The 19,026-nt window shown below is 57.7% G+C and carries 16 protein-coding genes and 1 riboswitch; of the genes, 11 read left to right on the top strand and 5 right to left on the bottom strand.

The window, feature by feature from the left end:
- Positions 1-124: riboswitch (glycine riboswitch) on the top strand.
- Positions 125-158: 34 nt separating this feature from the next.
- From gcvT to gcvPB, 4 genes are all read left to right on the top strand, one after another.
- Positions 159-1,328, top strand: a complete 1,170-nt coding sequence (gcvT, locus tag ACZ1JM_RS06805; RefSeq protein ID WP_465134084.1) for a glycine cleavage system aminomethyltransferase GcvT — start codon at positions 159-161, stop codon at positions 1,326-1,328.
- Between the two features lie 11 nt (positions 1,329-1,339).
- Positions 1,340-1,711 (top strand): glycine cleavage system protein GcvH, encoded by a 372-nt coding sequence (gcvH, locus tag ACZ1JM_RS06810; RefSeq protein ID WP_465134085.1) that lies wholly within the window; start codon positions 1,340-1,342, stop codon positions 1,709-1,711.
- A gap of 112 nt (positions 1,712-1,823) precedes the next feature.
- Positions 1,824-3,194 (top strand): aminomethyl-transferring glycine dehydrogenase subunit GcvPA, encoded by a 1,371-nt coding sequence (gene gcvPA, locus ACZ1JM_RS06815; RefSeq protein ID WP_465134086.1) that lies wholly within the window; start codon positions 1,824-1,826, stop codon positions 3,192-3,194.
- Complete coding sequence (gene gcvPB, locus ACZ1JM_RS06820; RefSeq protein WP_465134087.1) at positions 3,191-4,792, top strand: aminomethyl-transferring glycine dehydrogenase subunit GcvPB; 1,602 nt, start codon at positions 3,191-3,193, stop codon at positions 4,790-4,792. Before gcvPA ends, gcvPB begins: the two co-directional genes overlap by 4 nt.
- Before the next feature lie 65 nt (positions 4,793-4,857).
- Here gcvPB and ACZ1JM_RS06825 read toward each other — a convergent pair whose 3' ends face one another.
- Positions 4,858-4,989 carry an entericidin A/B family lipoprotein gene (locus ACZ1JM_RS06825; protein ID WP_465134088.1) on the bottom strand — a complete coding sequence of 44 codons (132 nt, stop codon included), beginning with the start codon at positions 4,987-4,989 and terminating at the stop codon, positions 4,858-4,860.
- A 207-nt stretch (positions 4,990-5,196) separates the two neighbouring features.
- On the opposite strand from ACZ1JM_RS06825, the gene ACZ1JM_RS06830 reads away from it, so the two are divergent.
- Together ACZ1JM_RS06830 and ACZ1JM_RS06835 are read left to right on the top strand one after the other, a co-directional pair.
- The gene (locus ACZ1JM_RS06830; protein WP_465134089.1) at positions 5,197-5,403 is read left to right on the top strand and encodes a hypothetical protein; all 207 of its coding nucleotides are present in this window, start codon (positions 5,197-5,199) and stop codon (positions 5,401-5,403) included.
- Positions 5,404-5,541: 138 nt separating this feature from the next.
- Positions 5,542-6,156: a YceI family protein gene (locus tag ACZ1JM_RS06835; protein ID WP_465134090.1), complete on the top strand. Its 615-nt coding sequence runs from the start codon at positions 5,542-5,544 to the stop codon at positions 6,154-6,156.
- 70 nt (positions 6,157-6,226) lie between these two features.
- On the opposite strand, the gene ACZ1JM_RS06840 is transcribed toward ACZ1JM_RS06835, so the two are convergent.
- A complete protein-coding gene (locus ACZ1JM_RS06840) occupies positions 6,227-8,809 on the bottom strand; it encodes a coiled-coil domain-containing protein (protein WP_465134091.1) in 2,583 nt (860 codons plus the stop codon).
- Positions 8,810-8,947: 138 nt separating this feature from the next.
- Between ACZ1JM_RS06840 and ACZ1JM_RS06845 the strand changes: the two genes are divergently transcribed.
- From ACZ1JM_RS06845 to ACZ1JM_RS06860, 4 genes are all read left to right on the top strand, one after another.
- The gene (locus ACZ1JM_RS06845; RefSeq protein WP_465134092.1) at positions 8,948-9,250 is read left to right on the top strand and encodes an Hpt domain-containing protein; all 303 of its coding nucleotides are present in this window, start codon (positions 8,948-8,950) and stop codon (positions 9,248-9,250) included.
- A gap of 89 nt (positions 9,251-9,339) precedes the next feature.
- A complete protein-coding gene (locus ACZ1JM_RS06850) occupies positions 9,340-10,521 on the top strand; it encodes a hypothetical protein (protein WP_465134093.1) in 1,182 nt (393 codons plus the stop codon).
- Positions 10,522-10,556: 35 nt separating this feature from the next.
- Positions 10,557-11,504, top strand: coding sequence for a hypothetical protein (locus tag ACZ1JM_RS06855; RefSeq protein ID WP_465134094.1), 948 nt, complete (start codon positions 10,557-10,559; stop codon positions 11,502-11,504).
- Entirely contained in the window at positions 11,504-12,877 is a 1,374-nt protein-coding gene (locus tag ACZ1JM_RS06860; RefSeq protein ID WP_465134095.1) for a sensor histidine kinase, read from the top strand. Before ACZ1JM_RS06855 ends, ACZ1JM_RS06860 begins: the two co-directional genes overlap by 1 nt.
- A 354-nt stretch (positions 12,878-13,231) precedes the next feature.
- On the opposite strand, the gene ACZ1JM_RS06865 is transcribed toward ACZ1JM_RS06860, so the two are convergent.
- Together ACZ1JM_RS06865 and gltX are read right to left on the bottom strand one after the other, a co-directional pair.
- Positions 13,232-14,515, bottom strand: coding sequence for a citrate synthase (locus ACZ1JM_RS06865; protein WP_465134096.1), 1,284 nt, complete (start codon positions 14,513-14,515; stop codon positions 13,232-13,234).
- Between the two features lie 12 nt (positions 14,516-14,527).
- The gene (gene gltX / locus ACZ1JM_RS06870) at positions 14,528-15,976 is read right to left on the bottom strand and encodes a glutamate--tRNA ligase (RefSeq protein ID WP_465134097.1); all 1,449 of its coding nucleotides are present in this window, start codon (positions 15,974-15,976) and stop codon (positions 14,528-14,530) included.
- A gap of 28 nt (positions 15,977-16,004) precedes the next feature.
- On the opposite strand from gltX, the gene ACZ1JM_RS06875 reads away from it, so the two are divergent.
- On the top strand, positions 16,005-18,254 hold the full coding sequence (locus tag ACZ1JM_RS06875) for a ComEC/Rec2 family competence protein (protein WP_465134098.1): 2,250 nt from the start codon (positions 16,005-16,007) through the stop codon (positions 18,252-18,254).
- Here ACZ1JM_RS06875 and lexA read toward each other — a convergent pair.
- Positions 18,248-18,937, bottom strand: a complete 690-nt coding sequence (gene lexA / locus ACZ1JM_RS06880; protein WP_465134099.1) for a transcriptional repressor LexA — start codon at positions 18,935-18,937, stop codon at positions 18,248-18,250. The two genes, ACZ1JM_RS06875 and lexA, sit on opposite strands and share 7 nt — an antisense overlap.
- Positions 18,938-19,026 lie beyond the last annotated feature (89 nt).

Below are 19,026 nucleotides of genomic sequence, written 5' to 3' on the forward strand. Positions count from 1 at the left end.
CAGCGATACTCTGGAAAGTGCCGTCCGCGTGCTTACGTGGTAGGCCGCCGAAGGTGTAACCCGGCCCGTCCCATTCGGGATGACGCAGGGGAAGCTCTCAGGCTTCCGTGACAGAGGGGGCACCTGATGGTGTACCATGCTGCGCGCGGAGTCATGTCTTGAGCGAATATCCCATTTCCGATGAAGATGACGGCGCGGAAGAACTCGCCCCCCTGAACCTGCCGCTCAACGCCTGGCATCGCGAGCGCGGTGGCCGGATGGTGGATTTCGCTGGCTACATGATGCCGGTTCAGTACGATGGCGCGGGCGGCGGCATCATGGCCGAGCACTTGTGGACCCGCGAAAATGCCGGTCTGTTCGACGTCAGCCACATGGGACAAGTTTTCATAACCAGTGACGAAGGGATGACGCCTGCCGTAGAAGCGGCCTTGGAAGCGGCTCTTCCCATAGATCTGTCCACGTTGAAGACCGGGTCAGTCCGCTACTCCCTGCTGCTTGACGACAACGGAGGAATTCTTGACGATTTGATGGTAACTCGCTGGAACAGCGGATTTTATCTGGTCGTCAATGGGGCAACTAAATGGGATGACATCGGCACTCTGCGCGAATTGCTTCCCGATGCTGTGACGCTCAACCACCTTGACGAGAATGCTCTCCTCGCTTTGCAGGGTCCGAAGGCTTTTGCGGTATTGGATCGTCACGCCAAGGGCGAAACGCCGCTGTCCGCGTTGACGTTCATGAAGGGTGGAGAGTTTACGCTCGCAGGAGTGGACGTCTGGATCAGCCGCTCAGGCTATACCGGAGAAGACGGGTTCGAGATCGCTCTGCCAGCAGAGTCAGCCGAAAAAGTCGCTCAATTGCTATGTGAAGAACCGGAGGTAAAGCCGGTCGGGCTCGGCGCGCGTGACTCCCTTCGCCTGGAGGCTGGCCTTCCATTGTACGGCCATGATCTGTCACCCGAGCAAAGCGTCGTCGATGCAGATTTGAAGTTCGCTGTAAACAAGCGCCGCCGTACGGAAGGCGGCTTTCCGGGCGCTGATCGTGTGCTGCAAGAATTGACCGAAGGCACAGCTCGCAGCCGTATCGGGCTGCTCATCGAAGGCCGCATGGCCGCGCGTGAAGGCGCCAGCGTCGTGAAAGGTGATCAGCAGGTTGGGGTCGTAACTTCGGGTGGTTTCTCACCTACCTTACAGCGACCAATCGCTATGGCGTATATCGATGCCGCTTGCGCTGTAGATGCTACCAAACTTTCTGTTGAGATGCGCGGCAAGAAGCTCGACGCCACGGTCACAACACTTCCTTTCGTCCCGCACCGCTATCACCGCTGAGGAGCCAATCCATGACCCGCTATTTTTCCCAGGATCACGAGTGGATCGAAATTGAAGGCGACATTGGCACGGTCGGTATCACTGACTACGCGCAAGGTCAGTTGGGAGACATCACCTTCGTTGATTTACCGGCAGAAGGGACAACCGTCGGCAAGGGGGACTCCGTGTCCGTCGTTGATTCAGTCAAGGCAGCGTCGGACGTGTACACACCGGTATCGGGTACCATTGCCGAAGTGAACGGCGCTTTGGCCGACGCGCCGGAACTGGTGAACTCTGACCCCGAAACAGGCGGATGGCTGTTTCGCGTCACGCTCACCGACACCGGCGAACTTGGCGCGCTCATGGATGAAGCGGCCTACAAGACCTACGTCGAGAGCCTCTGACGCCCCGCAAGGGCATTGAACGGATCCGATCAGTTGCCTGCCTCAATGCGGCGATCGGCCATCAACAATGCATGTATCGCCGGCAATTTTCGGTCTAAATGAGAGTTTTGTCATGCGCTACCTACCCCTAACCGGGTCCGATCGACAGTCCATGCTCGACACGATCGGCGCTGCCACCGTCGACGAGTTGTTCATCGATGTCCCTCCCGCTGCAAGGCTGGCTGGGCCAATCGAAGGTTTGCCAGCCCATGCCAGCGAGATGGCCGTGGAACGGCACATGGCAGCGCTGGCCGCCAAAAACATCAGTGCCGGATCCGTGCCATTTTTCCTTGGGGCGGGCGCGTATCGCCACCACGTTCCGGCCTCCGTCGATCATCTGATCCAGCGCGGTGAGTTCCTGACCGCCTACACGCCGTATCAACCCGAGATCGCGCAGGGGACGCTGCAGGTCCTGTTCGAGTTCCAGACGCAGGTTGCGCGCCTGTTTGGAACCGACATCGCCAACGCATCGATGTACGATGGGTCGACTGCGTGTTGGGAAGCGATTCTGATGGCGGCTCGCGTAACACGCAAAGGACGGGCCATTCTCTCGGGCGGGCTTCACCCGCATTATGCCGAAGTCGTGCGGACCATGGCGAAGTTCACTCAAGACGACATTGTCAGCCTTTCCGCTGAACTGAGCGCCGAGCCGGACGATGATTCAGTTATCGCTGCCATCGAAAACGACACGTCCTGTGTCGTCGTCCAGTACCCAGATGTTTTTGGGCGCATCCCTGATCTCGATGCCATTGCGCAAGCTGCGCATGCAAAGGGCGCTCTGCTCGTGGTCGTCGTGACTGAGCCGGTGGCGTTGGGACTGATCGAAGCTCCTGGCGCATTGGGAGCTGACATAGTCGTCGGGGAGGGGCAGTCACTAGGGGTCGGTCTCCAGTTCGGCGGCCCTTACCTTGGTTTGTTTGGGTGCCGTGAGAAGTTCGTCCGACAAATGCCCGGTCGTCTTTGTGGTCAGACGGTGGACGCAGACGGCAAGCGAGGCTTCGTGTTGACCCTGTCGACGCGCGAGCAACATATTCGCCGTGAAAAGGCGACTAGCAATATCTGCACAAATTCCGGTCTTTGCGCTTTGGCTTTCAGTATTCACCTGACGCTCCTTGGAGGTGAAGGCTTGGCCCGGCTTGCGAGAGTGAACCATGCCAAGGCCCAGCGGACGTTTGACCGGCTTTCGCAAATCCCAGGGGTATCGGTGCTCAATCGCGCGTATTTCAACGAGGCAACCGTGATCCTTCCACGTGATGCTCGCGACGTAGTTCGCGACTTAGCGGATCGAAAGGTGCTCGGCGGGGTATCGCTGGGAAGGTTGTTCCCGGTCGCCGATGGCTTGCAGAACGGCCTTCTGGTCGCTGCAACCGAAACGACCACGGACGAAGACATCGAAACGTTCGCGGTCGAACTGGAAGCCGTTCTGGAAGGAGCAGCATCATGAGCGAGATCAACGCAAGCGGATGGCGTCCCTCCGTAGGCACGGGTGCAAGTGAGGTAAAGCATCCTACCAATTCAGGCGATTACGGCCTCATGTTGGAAGAAGCCCTCAGCTTTGAATTGGGATCGTTCGACAAGTGTGGTGTCGACTTGGATGAGCCTACTGCGGAACCTGCGGCCGATTTGCGGAGGTTCCTCCGCAAATCGGCCCCGCAGCTTCCTGGTTTAACCGAGCCAGAAACGGTCCGGCATTACACACGGTTGTCTCGCCAGAACTATGCGATCGATCTTGGGCCATTTCCCTTGGGTTCGTGCACGATGAAGCACAATCCACGGTTGAACGAAAAAATGGCTCGTTTGCCTGGATTTGCTGACGTTCATCCGATGCAGCCGCAAAAGACAGTCGAAGGCGCGCTCGAAGTTATTGAGCAGCTGGCGCACTGGCTGATTACGCTCACCGGAATGTCTTCGGTCGCGATGAGCCCGAAGGCAGGTGCGCATGGGGAGCTTTGCGGATTGCTCTGTATTCGCGCCGCGCTCGATGCCCGTGGCGAAAAGCGGGATATCGTGCTTGTTCCCGAAAGCGCTCATGGCACCAATCCCGCCACTGCCGCTTTTGCGGGCTTCAAGGTGGAATCGATACCCGCGACGCCAGAAGGACGCGTTGATCTTGCGGCGCTGAAGGCCAAGCTCGGTCCGAACGTCGCCGGCGTGATGATCACGAACCCTAACACATGCGGTCTTTTTGAGCCGGATATGAAGGAGATCGGGGACGCGGTTCACGCGGCAGGCGGATATGTCTACTGCGATGGCGCCAACTTCAACGCCATTGTCGGCAAAGTTCGTCCGGGCGATCTTGGTGTCGATGCGATGCATATCAACTTGCACAAGACATTCTCCACCCCGCACGGTGGCGGCGGACCGGGGGCAGGGCCTGTCGTTCTCTCAGCAGCGCTTGCACCCTTTGCGCCCCTGCCATTCGTGACCCGAGGAGCCGATGGCGCCATTCATCTGGTCGAAGAAGAAAATGCCAGCGAGGGCCATGATCAGGCGTTCGGCCGCATGGTCGCGTTCCATGGCCAGATGGGCATGTTCACGCGGGCTTTAACTTATATTCTGAGCCATGGTGCCGACGGTCTTCGACAGGTTGCCGAGGATGCCGTTCTCAACGCCAATTACATTCTGCGCTCATGCGAAGACCTGTTGCCGGCCCCATTCGCAAAGAGCGGTCCGTGCATGCATGAAGCATTGTTCAGTGATGCGGGGCTGGCGGACGGCTTTACCACGCTGGATATTGCCAAGGGCCTGATCGATGAGGGCTTCCACCCGATGACCGTGTACTTTCCGCTCGTCGTAAAGGGCGCCATGCTCGTGGAGCCTACCGAAACCGAGAGCAAGGCGGGCCTCGACCGCTTTATTGCCTCGCTGCGCAGTCTGGCCCAACGCGCGAAAGTAGGGGACGAGAGCCTGCATTCTGCACCGCACTATGCCCCACGCCGCCGCCTTGATGAGACGTTGGCTGCTCGTAAACCCATACTTGCATGGCAGGGGAAAGCCGGCGAGCCGGGTACGCCATCTCTCAGCGAGATAGGCGGAAGCTGAAGCCCGTTATAGGGGAGATATGATGCAGGCGGACCACAGCAAGCGGTCCGCCTGAAAAGTCTGGCTTAGTTGATAACCTTTTCGCCAGCCTGACCAACCGACTCAACGTCACGGCCGGCACCCTTGACCGTGTTGCATGCCGAAGCAGAAAAAACGATGCCGCCAGCGACGAGAGCGAGAACGAGCTTCTTGACCATGTTCAAAGTTCCTTTTTGGTGCGGTCCGGGGACGCCCTGTCCGCGCCCCGGTGACAACACGCATAGGCCGCTGCGGTTCCCGTACCCTGTGCGTCAAAATGACCGCAATCAAAGGATGGGCCGTTGCTGTCTCGGAGGCCGTGAAGGGTGGGCTGCTTGGATCATACATAGCAAGGGAGCTCGGGCCTCTTCGCGCGCCACTTCCTGATGGAAGATCATGTTGTAGTTGCGCTGGTCGCGGGTAGTCTTGCCGCTATCGTGGCAGCGATGGCCTGGATCGCCGATCACCGCAGACATAACCGCAAGAAGATCGACAGCGTAGGCTTCATGCCGTGGACCGCGATCTTTTTCTGGTCGCTCATGGCAGCCGTGCTGCTGCTTGGCTGGACGGCGCGGTCAGTCTTTGGGAATTAGTGCCCGCGCCAATGGGTTCGGTCAGAACAGCCAAACCCTATTCCGAATATTTGAACATAAGTGTCGACATTATCTGTGTTTGCAGCGACCCTGAAACAGCTGACAAGACAGTCGGTTCAATTTTCCGGAGACTTATTGATGAAGCGCTTCCTTACTTCCGCCGCCATCGCAAGTTCCCTTTTGCTGCCTGCCCCGATTATAGCTCAGCAGGCCAGTTCCAACGCGACGCAAGTCCAAGCGGGACAGTATGCTATTGATACCGCGCATACGCTGGTTCGGTTTTCTGTCGATCATTTTGGTATCAGCGAATACTTCGGCACGCTCCCCGGCGCATCCGGCACTCTTACGCTCGATCCGAAGAACCTAGCGGCCGCAAAGCTTGACGTCTCCGTCCCGGTGGCGAGCGTCTCGACCACTAACAAAAAGTTGGACGAAGAATTGGTTTCGGCAGACTGGTTCGATGCCGCCAAATATCCCACCGTGCGTTTCGTCTCCACGAAAGTGACGAAGACGGGCGCTAACTCCGCTGACGTAACTGGCAACCTTACGCTGCATGGCGTCACCAAACCCGTGACCTTGAAAGCCAAATTCAAGGCTGGTGCGCTTAACCCGATGAAGAAAGTTTACTCGATCGGATTCAGCGCCAGCGGAGTTATCAAGCGGACCGAATTCGGAGTCAGCAAATACGCGCCGATGGTGAGCGACGAAACCAAGATCGACATCGTGGCTGCATTCGAAAAGCAGGGCAAGTAAGCCACGCCAGCCGAAACATGCAAAAAGCCGGCGCTAATCCCGCCGGCTTTTTCATGTAATTCGTATGCAATCAGCTGCGAAGACGCTCGATCCCTTGAGCAAGGGCGACGTAAAGCTTACCCATATCCGACGATAACAGCGTCACCCCTAGGGCATTCCCGTCGCGGGTGGAGAGAATCTGTCGCAGAATAGCTTCAAAATCATGGATATAACGACTTACATTCACCCGGAAGGCGTCGTCCTTCTCGAAGACTTGCTGGACTGCCTTCGCCTCGCCCGCGTCCAAGAGGCTCACGGCGCGACGAGTGAAAATTCCACGATCTCCGCGAAGATAAGCAGCCCAGGCGGTGTCAGCGATATCAGAAGACAACACCGTGGCGATATCGATCGCGTTTGAGTTCAGCGATTCAACGATAACCGCGAAACGACGCGAGAAATCGTTATCCAATTGCTCTTCGGAACGCACACGTGCTTCCGCAATCCGTGTTTCCAGATTGCCGACAAGTTCGTCCACCTTAGCCATCTGATCACGCAACTGACCAGTCGCCTCGCGCGTCACGCCAGACGAATGGGCGACTGCCTGTTCAAGCTGCCCAGAAATCTCAGCGACCTTCGTGCGCATCGCCTTATCAATGGCCGCCGCACTGTCGCTCGCCAATGTGTCGGCAACGCGCGTGATCCGATCGGCACTGTCTTCCTCAATCGCGGTGACAGCTTCGATCAAGCTGTTGTCCAAGGCTGTGATCGCATCGGAGAGGGCAGTCCCGGCCGTATCGGCCGCCGTCCGCGTGCGTCCGTCGATTTCCGTCACCATGTCGTTCAGGCGGCCGAGCAAGGTCGCATGCTCGCTTGTGCGTTCCGACAATCCGGCTTGTCCTTGTCGGATACTAACGATCAATGCGTCGAGGTTACGGCTCGAGGCATCGATGCGGTTGGCAAGCTCCTCACCGCTCGTTCCCGAATGACGAAGCTGTTCCAACAGCCCGTCAACGCCACCCTGTAGTCGGATGATGCGATCCTCGGAAATCGCCAGCGCTTCGGGAAGGTCATGATGGGTTTGCTTGGAGCTGGCCTGTATCAATTCAAGCAAACGCAGGCTGTCTGCGGTTAGCTTTTCGACATCGCCATCGGTAGCTGACAAGGTGGCACGTGCCGCGGTAAGTCTTTGCGTCAGCGTCGCAAGGCTTGTTTCAAGGCTCTTCTCGGAGTCACCGGTGGCTTGGGCGATCGTCGCAAGGCGGATCTCGTAGCGCGACAGTTCCTCGGTTACCGCCCCCGCACGTTCGGTCAAACCAGTTGCCTGGATGCGATGACGCTCCAGACGCTCCGCTATGGCGCCATCCAGTTCACCAAGCATATGCTCTATGCGAGCAATGGCATGGCGCTCCTGCTCCACCTGACGGGACTGACGCTCCTGCGCCTCCATGGCGAGCCGTTCGGCCCTAAGACCAATGGATTCGTCGATCTCTTGTGCTTCGGCAGCAATGTTCGCAAGACGACCGGCCAGCGCATCAATTGCGGTCTGCTGAACTGCCGCGATCTGCTCGCTCGTAATCATCTGATGGTCCACCAGTTCCGACAGCGAAGTGCGAAGGGCTTCACCCGCGCGATCTTCGGCATCGCGCAACGCCCGCGACACGACATCACTCTCATCCCGGAGCGATGCCAGACGCGCACGCAAAGACGTGATGCTTTCCGCTTCATGATGATCGAGTTGATGGCGGGTCTCTTCGATTTCCAGAGACAGAGCCTTGGCGCGGGTGCGAATGGAGGCGAGCGCTTCCACCTCGTGCTTGTCCAATTGCGTGCGGAAATCATCCCCGCGCCGTGCAAGCTCGGCGAAGCGGGTAGCCGCGATGGCTTCAAGGCTTTCGCACTGTTTCGTGAATCCATCCAGGGTATCGCCCACCTGCTCACGCAGCATGGTTACCTGACGCGTGCTTGCCGCCCCGAACTCATTCAATCTATTGAAGCCGGAGACCATATCCTCAAGCTGGGCGTGAGCGGTCCTGCCGGCGTTAGCGATATTGTTGGTCACGTCTTTGGCCGAACTGGCGATTACGGGAAGCTGGCCGCGCAGTTTTTCCATGTTTTCCAATGCAGCACCGCTCACCGTGCTGATGGTTTCGACCCGGGTGTTGTTTTCTCGTACAAGGGTTTGGAGGTGTTCAGCGTGATGCGACAGTTTCTCCACCGCGATACGGCCAAGCGTTTCCAAGTCCCGTGATTGAGAGGCAACAAATTCCCGGGCCAAACTCAATTCACGATTTACCGTCGTGAGTCGGGTTTCGAGGGTGGCCGACTCTTGTGAAAGTCCACGCGCGATATCGGCAAAGCGGCGGCCTTCCTGAGTACTGTTCCGCAATGCTAGCAGCCAGCAAATGCCAATCAACACGATCGGCATGCACCATTGAGCGACCAATTCCGGCACGTCGGAGAGGGCTACCCCTGCTTCTACCTTGCTGGCCGACGCGACCGCGAAAAGCGCGGTCCACGCCGCTGCAGTTACAACCGCGCCTATCCGTATGGTCCGATGTTGTGATCCGACACCCGATAGCGATTCGCTGTCCGGATCTGGCGCAACCCAAGCATCGTTCCAGCTCTCGGTGCTTTCGGAATTTTGAGTGATCTCAGGCGTGTCCTGATCTGGCACGGAAATTTTCGAGCCGGCTGCATCATCTGCGCCAGCACCGAAAGCGATGATCCTATTTTCCCCAACCATGTCGGCTGAATATCACGACCCACAAAGGTATAAACCCCACTTTAACTCATTGCCCACTATCTTGGAGAAATGGTGTATGAAGCAGGGGCCTTGGAAGTGAACCTCGCTGCAGCCGCAGGAGGTGATCCTGTGCTGATGGCTGAGTTGAGAGGGGCTTTTGTCGAAAGCCTTGCCCGACAAATCGATTTGCTCGAACGCTCACGCTGTGACGGCAACTGGGTGATCGCTGCGATGCGATTGAAGGGCCTTGCCGCGAGTTTTCATTCCGTAAGACTACTAACACTCGCTGATCAGGCCCTCGACGCCGCTCCTGGAGAACCCATGGCGATCCGTAAACTGAAGGCGTTTATGGCAGAGTTTTCGAACGGCTGATTTACTGCGGTTCCGCTTGGCACTGGCGCTTTGCTTGCCTACATCAGGGCAAGTGCTGGAGTTAGAGTTTGCGAATAGCATTGTTGTCCATGACGGAGCCGGCGGGTGCGGGGCAGCCGTTCCCGCGTGCCTTTCTGCGCGTGGCGGGAGCAAGCGTTGCCCAGCATCAACTTGGTCTTGCGATCGCCCTTGAATGTCAGCGGATCATTTGTCTGGCTCGCGGTGTTTCGCCGGAACTCATTTCGTTGCAGCACGATGCTGAAAATGCGGGTATGCAGTTCAATATCGCTACCGTGCCCAGCCAACTGGCTGGCCTCGTAACCGCAACTGACGAGTTGATCTGTATTTCCGAGGGTCTCTTCGCACATCCCGCCCAAGCGCTGGACCTTCTCGAAGGACGCGCTCCGGTCGTACTGGTTCAGCCTATCGAGGGCGCGGTTGCCGCCGGGTTCGAGCGGATCGACATCAACAGAGCCAGCGCCGGCGTGATGAGAGTACCTGGCCAGCTAGTTGAAAGACTGCACGAATTGCCGATCGATTGCGATGTCCTGTCCTCTCTGACACGCATCGCCTTGCAGATCGGTATCGCGATGAGGGAAGTTCCGGCCAGTGCGCTGGCCGGGTCAAGTTGGCGCATGATCCGCAATGAAGCAGAGGCTTACGCGCTAGAAGAGGAGTGGCTGCGACTTCGGCTGTCTGATCTGGGTGCTGCCTCACCGGGAAGGGTAGCTGCCCGTTTTGGTGTATTGAGCTTCGGCACTTCGCTGCTGCATGCGGGCAACGCAAGCAATATGGTCTCATTCGGGGTCCTAGCGGCCTTGGCTATCTCAGCCGGGCTGGGTTGGGCAGGGCTTATCTGGGCAGGTTTCCTTTTCGCTGCGATTGCCTGGATCTTGGTCGAGGGTAGCCGGATGCTTCGCTCGGCCGAACGCCATGCATTGGCGCAGCCGCATCCGGCCATCCCGCGCGCGGACGCAATGGTTTGGCTGGTGGATCTGGTTTTTGCTGGTCTGATCCTTATGGACATGCCGCGCTTCCCCGGCGAACCGGTGCTGGCTTGGCTGTGCATTCCCGCCATGCTGATACTGCTTCTCTTGCTGCTGCCAAAGATGGCGAGCGGCGTTGCATCGGGGTGGGTCACCGACAGGGCCCTGCTGGGTTTGCTGCTCACTATCGCATCGACTTTCGGGCAGATTTTGTTAGCGGTAAGGCTGCTTTCGTTAGCTATCGTGCTCGCAGCACTTTTGCTGCCTGCACATCGAAAAACCTAACTTCGAATTAACCAGATGCACGTTAGTTAGTGAATATGATCGATCACGCCGTCCCTTCGTCGAGCTGGGCAACCCTTGAGGCTACCCTCAGCGCACAGCTCGCGCGCAGCGACGCGGTGGCGGAAAGTGTACCGCCGATCTTGCGACATCTCTTCACGACAGGGGGCATTCAGGCGCTCGACGAAGAAATCCTGGTTCGCGTTCGCGCCATGCTCGGTGATCTCTCTGTCGAGTTGTTAAATTTGCTGGTCGGTGAAACCGATAGGATTCACGCGCATTCGGCTCAAGTGGAAGTTCTGGGCGGGGCCCTGCTGGATAATCCGGAGCTGCTCGCTCACCTCCATGCACTCGCACTGGAGTGGCAATTGACCGAGCGATTGCAAGCTGGGCAATTGATCGATCCGGTCATGCCGCCGTTGGTGAGAAATTTGTGCTGCAACGGATCTTTGCAGTCTCAGGCGTCGGCGTTCATCGCGTCGCAGGCGCAATGGTGTCAGGCCCGGCGGCAAATGAAGCTGCGGCTCTCCGAACTGCCGCCACAGGTGCTAAACGTCGCGCTTTATACCTTGCAAATGCTCGCCGGAGCCGAAACCCATCTGATCGACGGAGCCAATGCGGTCGAAGCCAAAGTGCGCGGCGTTTATCGCAGTGATGCCACGCGGGATGCAATGGTCATGGCGCTGTTCGAGCAGTTGCCGGAACAACGGTCGGCTTTGTCCATAGCCGACTGCGGTGTGGCGATGTTCCTGACGGCTATTTCGGTATTAACCGGCACTCAGAGGGAGGCTGTGGTACCGTCAACGCAGGAAACGCAAGCGCTGCGTCTGGCACTCTTGCTCCGATCCTTGGGTCTCGATGCGCGTGAGATCGGCCGCCAGCTCGATTTGCTTCACCCGAATTTCGTTTCATCAAGCGACCTCGACAATGTCCCGGAACGTGCAGCCCAAGCCATGTTAGCCCGATGGTCTGGAGGCCGGCGCTGATGGGGGAAATGGGTACCGTCATCGCGCACGCCGCCAGCGACGCCGATGATCGCCTGATCGCGGCAGACGAACCGCTCGCAAGTTTGCACATCAACTGCGGCGGGGAATTGCCCGGTGTTATTGCCGTGCCGGAATTGCTCGAACTTGTCCGCCGCGCACGGGTGTCCCGGTTCACCACTGCTCGAACGATATTTGCTCAGGATGGGCAGGATACCATCAGCGCGTGGATAGATGTCGAACCAACCGGCGACGGAGAAGGGTGTGCTATCCGTGTGCGGAACTGGCATGCTTCGCCTGTTGTCCAGGAAGATGGCGCGGTAGCAGAGCGACGCCTCATGGTTGATCGCCATCTGGCTGAGATGTTCGCTTATCTTGGCCCGGCTCAGCAAATCATTGCGGTATCGGCTTTCACATCGGACCTGCAGCCGGTGGCGGCCAGCATGTCGGAAGGCAAAGGCAAGACTTGGACGGAGTTCTTGGCGCCGGAGAACATCATTCATCAGCAGCCTTTGCATTGGCGATTGCTCGACGGATCAAAGGTAGTGGTACCCGGTTCGCAGCGTCACTGGCGCGTGTCGCTGATCCCTCAATCCGTACCTGGTTCCGAGCCCGCCGGGTTTGAATTGCTGCTCATCGCGGATCGGCCTGCGACGCACAATGTCCCGGAACCAATGCCGATCACTCCGCCACCTAGGCGCGACCTGGTCGGGCGCGATCTGGCGCCTGTTCTAAAACATCCGATCGCCCGGATCATCGCCAATGCAGAAACGATCCGCACCCGTCTCGCAGGCCCGCTCCCTGATGCGTATGCAGAATATGCTGGAGAAATCGCCAGTGCGGGAAAGTTGCTACTGGGGTTGTTGGAAGACATGGCTGATCTCGAACTTGTCGAGTCGGAACATTTCTCGACCACACCAGATCCCGTGGACCTGTCGGAAGTCGCCAGACAGGCAGCAGGCATTCTGAGCGTTCGCGCCCGCGACAAGAACATCACCGTCGACCAACCGACATCCGGAGAGACAATGCCCGCGTTGGCCGAATTTCGGCGCGTCCTGCAGATCTTGTTGAACCTGATCGGTAACGCGATCCGCTATTCTCCCGAAAACTCCCGCATCGCCATAACGCTAGAGTCAGTAGGCGATCAGGCGCGCATTCATATCTCGGACGAAGGGCCAGGAATGACAGAGGAGGAACAGGCCAGGGTGTTCGACAAGTTCGAGAGGCTTGGTCGTAGCGGCGATGGCGGCTCTGGGTTGGGCTTGTATATTTCTCGCAGGCTGGCCCGCGCCATGGGCGGTGACTTGACGGTACACAGTGCTGCGGGGTTTGGCGCTCGCTTCACACTGGAAGTTCCTGCGGATCCCGACAGCTAAAGCCGGGTCAGTTTCGGCGAGCCAACCAGACGACGATGCCGCCAACGACTGCTAGAACCGCTCCACGAATTGCCCACGCTCGTTCGCTGAGCATGAAGCTATCCTTTGGCCAAAGAATTACGCCTGTTCCCTGGCCCAGAAATAGCAGGCCGAATGCAATGGCGATAATGCCAAGTATCAGCGCCAAAATTCTTAAAAACAACATACAAGGCGCCCCGTTGTTTGACCCGACAAAACGCAGGATCGGTTGCAGTATGGCGAACTACAGCCAGTCTGCACAGTCCAAACGCAAAAACGCCTCCCGCAATGCGGGAGGCGTTTTTGCTTGTCACCAACGGACGCGGGGGACGAATATCAGCGCTGTTCGACCGGGACGTAGTCACGCTGCGTCGGGCCAGTGTACAACTGCCGAGGGCGGCCGATCTTCTGGCCTGGATCAGAGATCATTTCATTCCACTGCGCGACCCATCCAACCGTACGCGCCAAGGCGAACAGCACGGTGAACATTGTGGTGGGGAACCCGATTGCAGACAGGATGATACCCGAATAGAAATCAACGTTCGGGAACAGCTTCTTGTCTACGAAGTACGGATCATTCAGGGCGATCTCTTCAAGACGCAGAGCAGTTTCGAAGAGTGGATCATCAACCTTGAGCGCATCGAATACTTCGCGCACCGTCGTCTGCATCACCGTCGCGCGCGGATCGTAGTTCTTGTACACACGGTGACCAAAGCCCATCAGACGGAACGGATCGTTCTTGTCCTTAGCCCGCTCGATGTAATGCGGGATCTTATCCGGCGTGCCGATTTCCTTGAGCATGTTGAGCGCGGCTTCATTCGCACCACCATGCGCAGGACCCCATAGGCAGGCAATGCCCGCTGCGATGCACGCAAACGGGTTCGCACCCGACGAGCCGGCCAGGCGAACAGTCGAAGTCGAAGCGTTCTGCTCGTGGTCGGCGTGGAGAATAAAGATGCGATCCATCGCGCGTTCAACGGCGGGGATCACTTCGTATTCTTCTGCCGGAACGCCGAACGTCATGCGCAGGAAATTGCCGGTATAGCTAAGGTCGTTGTCGGGATAGAGGAACGGCTGACCCACTGAGTACTTGTACGCCATCGCTGCGATGGTAGGCATCTTCGCGATAAGTCGATGCGAGCTGATCTTGCGGTGCTCTGGATCCGAAATATCGGTAGAGTCGTGATAAAATGCAGAAAGCGCGCCGACGACACCGCACATAATGGCCATAGGGTGAGCATCACGGCGAAAGCCACGATAGAACGTAGCCAGTTGCTCGTGCAGCATCGTGTGCCGTGTAATCGTATTGGAGAAATTCTCCAGTTCCGAAGCGCTCGGCAGTTCGCCATTGAGGAGCAGGTAGCTGACCTCCATGAACGACGACTTTTCTGCGAGTTGTCCAATGGGATAGCCGCGATGAAGCAATACACCTTCATCGCCGTCGATGTAAGTCAACGCGGACTCACAGCTTGCTGTCGACGTGAAGCCTGGATCGAACGTGAATTTGCCAGTCTGGGCATAGAGCTTCCGGATATCGATGACGTCCGGACCCACACTGCCTTCAAGCACCGGGTATTCGAAATCCGCGCCGCCAGCGCTCAGTTTTGCCTGATCACCCACAGTTAGTTCTCCTTAAGCCTGCGACCCAACTGGATTGTTGGCCTGCGCATAAATCCGCGCAAGGCTTTCTTCCCGGCCGAGCAATAACAGTACGTCGAAAATCCCTGGCGAAGTCGTCTGACCCGTCAAGGCCGCCCGCAAAGGTTGAGCGAGCTTGCCGAGGCCCAATCCGAGGTCCTCAGCCATTGCTTTCAGCGTTGCTTCCAATTTTTCCGACGTCCAGTCTGAAAGATCGGACAGCCGCTGATGAACCGCGGCAAGACGGCTTCGCCCCTCCTCATTGAGCAGCACTGCCGCCTTTTCGGTTATGTCCAAAGGGCGCTTTGCGAAAAGAAAAGCGCATCCTTCCGAAAGTTCGTTCACGTCCTTTGCACGAACCTTCAATACCGGCATCGCGCGTATCAACAGATCGATATCCGCATTCGAACCAGTCGTTATGCTCGGGGCGACCAGACGGGCCAATCGCTCATCATCAGCTTCCCGCAAGTAATGCCCATTCAGGTTCTGAATTTTGGCAAGATCGAAACGAGATGGCGACTTACCGACATCCACCATGTCGAACCATTCAATCGCCTGTTCACGGGAGATGATTTCTTCATCTCCATGACCCCAACCCAGGCGCAGAAGGTAGTTGAATAGGGCCTCAGGAAGAATGCCCAAGTCATCTCGATACGAATCCACGCCGAGCGCACCATGGCGCTTCGATAGTTTGGCCCCGTCTGATCCATGGATAAGCGGAACGTGCCCGTAGAATGGGACATCCCATCCCATAGCTTCGATAATGACTAGCTGGCGGAACGCATTATTCAGGTGATCGTCGCCACGCAGCACATGCGTCACGCCCATGTCGTTGTCGTCGACCACCACAGCCAGCATGTATGTCGGAGTGCCATCACTGCGAAGGATGACGAAATCGTCTATCTCGGCATTTTGGACCGTTACGGACCCTTGGACCAGATCTTCGATCGTCCTTTCGCCATCCCGCGGCGCCTTGATGCGTACGACATATGGTCGATCGCTGGGCCACGAGGACGCGTCCGCATCGCGCCATTCGCTGTCGATACGAAACGGTCGACGTTCTTCCTGCGCCTTCTGGCGACGCTCCGCCAGTTCTTCGGAAGTAAGGTAACACCGATAGGCATAGCCACTTTCCAACAGCGATGCCGCTACCTCTGCATGGCGGTCCGAACGTGCGAACTGGAAAACCGGGTCTTCATCACCTCCAAGTCCAAGCCACGAAAGGCCGTCGAAGATAGCTTCGATCGCCGGCTCGGTCGAGCGCGCGCGATCTGTGTCTTCGATGCGAAGAAGATACTTGCCGCCATGATGGCGAGCATAGAGCCAGTTGAATAGGGCCGTGCGGGCACCGCCGATGTGAAGGAAGCCCGTTGGCGAGGGAGCAAAGCGCGTGACGACGGCCTTAGCACCTGTCGCTTCGCTGCCTGTACTACCGCTTGCCATCAATTCCACCTTGTGTCCTATGCGCACCATGGGAAACCAGGCCGCACCGTCCGAAAACCCGCTCCCGGATCAAGCCGGAGCCGCTGCATTGCAGCATGCGCAATGGAACAGCGGAAGCGGATTGTCGAGGGGTTTGGCGGGCTGCGAGCGATTTCTTTCGCGCGCCGGATTCGATCGTGGGCCGTGGTTAGCGGTAGCGTTCGGGATAGGGATCGTCGTCTGGTTCGGCCTTTCATCCGCCGCCTGGTGGATTTGCTTTTGCGTCACGTGCATATTGGCAATGGGCCTCGGCGCTTGCCTCAACCGCCGGTGCAACTCATACCCTCATGTGCGCCAGGCAGTCTTTGTGTTTCCGTTGATGGCGATGGCCGGATGTCTGGTTATCTGGGCCCGCTCCACCATTGCGGGAGAACCGGCATTGGATCGTCCAATGTCTGGGGTGTTCGTGGGCAAAGTGCTGGATCTTCAAGCGCAACCTGCGAGGGACAGAAACCGGCTGATGCTGGCTGTTCGTGATCCGTCGACCGGTCGTGCGGTTCGTGTCAGGCTCAATGTGCCAAGCGGAATCAATCCGGCTCAGATAGGCATCGGCGACATTATCGAGTTCAAAGGGCGATTGATGCCGCCCGCACCACCCATGTTGCCAGGAGCCTACAACTTCGCCCGGACAGCTTGGTTTTCCGGCATTGCTGCGAGCGGAACGGCCACGGCAATCAAGATACTCACCAGAAATCCTACAAGGAGCGTGGGACTATCGGGAACTCGTCGGGCGCTGACCGACCATATCCGCCGTCGGATTGGAGATGAACGTGCAGGCATTGCCAGTGCTCTGGTGACCGGAGATCGGGGGGGGATTTCGAAAACCGATGATGCGGCGATGCGGGATTCCGGCTTGGCCCACCTCTTATCCGTAAGCGGTTTGCACGTCAGCGCGGTGGTCGGCGCAGTTTACATCCTGTTCTTGCGGCTTCTTGCGCTGATCCCCTGGCTGGCGTTAAGGATCAGGTTGCCTGTTGCGGCAGCCGCTGTGGCCGCATTGGCCGGTATCACCTACACGCTGATTTCGGGTTCGGAGGTACCGACTGTTCGCTCCTGCATAGGCGCAATATTAGTGCTGGCAGCGCTGTCACTGGGCCGTGAACCTCTCTCGCTGCGGATGTTGGCGGTGGCTGCGCTCAGCGTGATGCTGATCTGGCCAGAAGCCGTCACTGGCCCGAGCTTCCAGATGAGCTTCGGTGCGGTTCTAGCTCTGGTTGCGGTAAGCACTGCTGCCCCAATCCGACTGTTTACTCAACCGCGCGACGAAGGGATGGCGATAAAGGCGTTGCGCCAGATAGCGATGCTTTTGCTGACAGGGATCGTTATCGATCTGGCTTTGATGCCGATCGGCCTATTTCATTTTCATCGCGCCGGGATTTACGGCGCGCTGGCTAATGTGCTTGCTATCCCTCTAACGACATTCATTGTCATGCCTTTGCTTGCCGCTGCTCTTATTCTGGATATCGCGGGACTAGGGTCACCAGTATGGTGGATGGCACAGAGTGCGATTGATCTGCTCGTGGCGATCGCGCATTGGTTTGCTTCTCGACCGGGTGCCGTAACTGTGCTGCCTGCAACGGGAAATGCCGCATTTTTGACATTCGCGGCGGGGGGACTTTGGATCGGGCTATGGAATGGGCGCATTCGCTGGATAGGCCTTCCCCCAGCCCTGATCGGTGCAGGCAGTCTGGCCTTTGCTCCACCCCCTGACATACTTGTTTCAGGTGACGGCCGTCATGTTGGACTTGTCGACGAAACAGGCCAAAATCTGTTCCTTCTACGCGACGGCGGTGACGGTTATTCTCGAGACAACATGAAGGAACTCGCCGGGATGGAAGGCGATCCTATAGCGTTGACCGAGTGGCCCGGCGGTGCATGTAATCCCGATTTCTGCGCAATAACAATCAGACGCGGCAATTCCGCCTGGCGGGTCCTAATTTCCCGCGGAAGGAACTCCGTGCCTGAACGATCACTCGCCGCAGCTTGCGATCATGCCGACATCGTCATTTCGGATAGATGGCTACCCCGAAGTTGCAGCCCGACATGGTTGAAAGCGGACCGCAATTTCCTCTCAGAAACCGGCGGAATGACTATCAACTTGTCTAAAAGGAGCTTTCGTACGGTCGCACAGGATCAAGGTCAGCACGGATGGTGGCGTCCAATTGAGCGCAAACTCTATGTACGAACGAACATTCCTACAACGCCCACTATTCCCCAAGGTCCGCTTGCAAGTCAGTGATAACGACGCAGAAGCCCGGCGAGCTTACCTTGAACTTCGACCTCATCCGAACGATAGATCTGCGGCTCATAAGCGGCGTTGGCGGGATCGAGGCGGACCATTCCGTTCTCGCGCCGCAAGTATTTCAACGTAGCTTCCTCACCACGAACCAGCGCAACAATAATCTCTCCGTCACGAGCGGTACTCGTCCGTTTCACGAGCGCAAAATCCCCGTCGAGTATGCCTGCCTCGAGCATTGAATCGCCCGACACTTCAAGAGCATAGTGCTCACCCGAACCAAGCAAAGCAGCAGGAACCGGAAGCATCGACTGCCCCTCCAACGCTTCAATAGGAACGCCAGCAGCAATGCGGCCGTGCAAAGGAATCTCGATGACGTCGTTCGCCGGGCTGGGCGTATCCATTGCCGTCCGCTTATTGGCCGTATGAAGGGCTGAGGCGACAGAAGGCGCGGACGATTTAGCTCCTGCTCCATCGGATTGCCGCAGTACTTCGAGAGCACGAGCACGGTTCGGCAGACGTCGAATGAAGCCGCGTTCTTCCAAAGCCGATATAAGGCGATGAACACCCGATTTCGACTTGAGATCCAGCGCCTCCTTCATCTCTTCGAAGCTTGGCGAAATACCACTTTCTTCCAAGCGCACCTGGATGAACTGGAGCAATTCGTGCTGCTTGCGCGTCAACATGTCGCTGCCTCTTAATTGCCATCCGATATGATCATCGAATAGTGTTCCGCTGTGAACATTGAGGGAACAATTAAGCAACAAAATACAGG

The organism is Novosphingobium sp. BL-S-24 (assembly GCF_055521575.1).

Bases quoted from the DNA above. Each gene is read 5' to 3' on its own strand.
- gcvH (WP_465134085.1), top strand. From the start codon at position 1,340: ATGACCCGCTATTTTTCCCAGGATCACGAGTGGATCGAAATTGAAGGC.
- gcvPA (WP_465134086.1), top strand. From the start codon at position 1,824: ATGCGCTACCTACCCCTAACCGGGTCCGATCGACAGTCCATGCTCGAC.
- gcvPB (WP_465134087.1), top strand. From the start codon at position 3,191: ATGAGCGAGATCAACGCAAGCGGATGGCGTCCCTCCGTAGGCACGGGT.
- ACZ1JM_RS06825 (WP_465134088.1), bottom strand. From the start codon at position 4,989: ATGGTCAAGAAGCTCGTTCTCGCTCTCGTCGCTGGCGGCATCGTTTTT.
- ACZ1JM_RS06830 (WP_465134089.1), top strand. From the start codon at position 5,197: ATGGAAGATCATGTTGTAGTTGCGCTGGTCGCGGGTAGTCTTGCCGCT.
- ACZ1JM_RS06835 (WP_465134090.1), top strand. From the start codon at position 5,542: ATGAAGCGCTTCCTTACTTCCGCCGCCATCGCAAGTTCCCTTTTGCTG.
- ACZ1JM_RS06845 (WP_465134092.1), top strand. From the start codon at position 8,948: ATGGTGTATGAAGCAGGGGCCTTGGAAGTGAACCTCGCTGCAGCCGCA.
- ACZ1JM_RS06850 (WP_465134093.1), top strand. From the start codon at position 9,340: ATGACGGAGCCGGCGGGTGCGGGGCAGCCGTTCCCGCGTGCCTTTCTG.
- ACZ1JM_RS06855 (WP_465134094.1), top strand. From the start codon at position 10,557: ATGATCGATCACGCCGTCCCTTCGTCGAGCTGGGCAACCCTTGAGGCT.
- ACZ1JM_RS06860 (WP_465134095.1), top strand. From the start codon at position 11,504: ATGGGGGAAATGGGTACCGTCATCGCGCACGCCGCCAGCGACGCCGAT.
- gltX (WP_465134097.1), bottom strand. From the start codon at position 15,976: ATGGCAAGCGGTAGTACAGGCAGCGAAGCGACAGGTGCTAAGGCCGTC.
- ACZ1JM_RS06875 (WP_465134098.1), top strand. From the start codon at position 16,005: ATGGGAAACCAGGCCGCACCGTCCGAAAACCCGCTCCCGGATCAAGCC.
- lexA (WP_465134099.1), bottom strand. From the start codon at position 18,937: ATGTTGACGCGCAAGCAGCACGAATTGCTCCAGTTCATCCAGGTGCGC.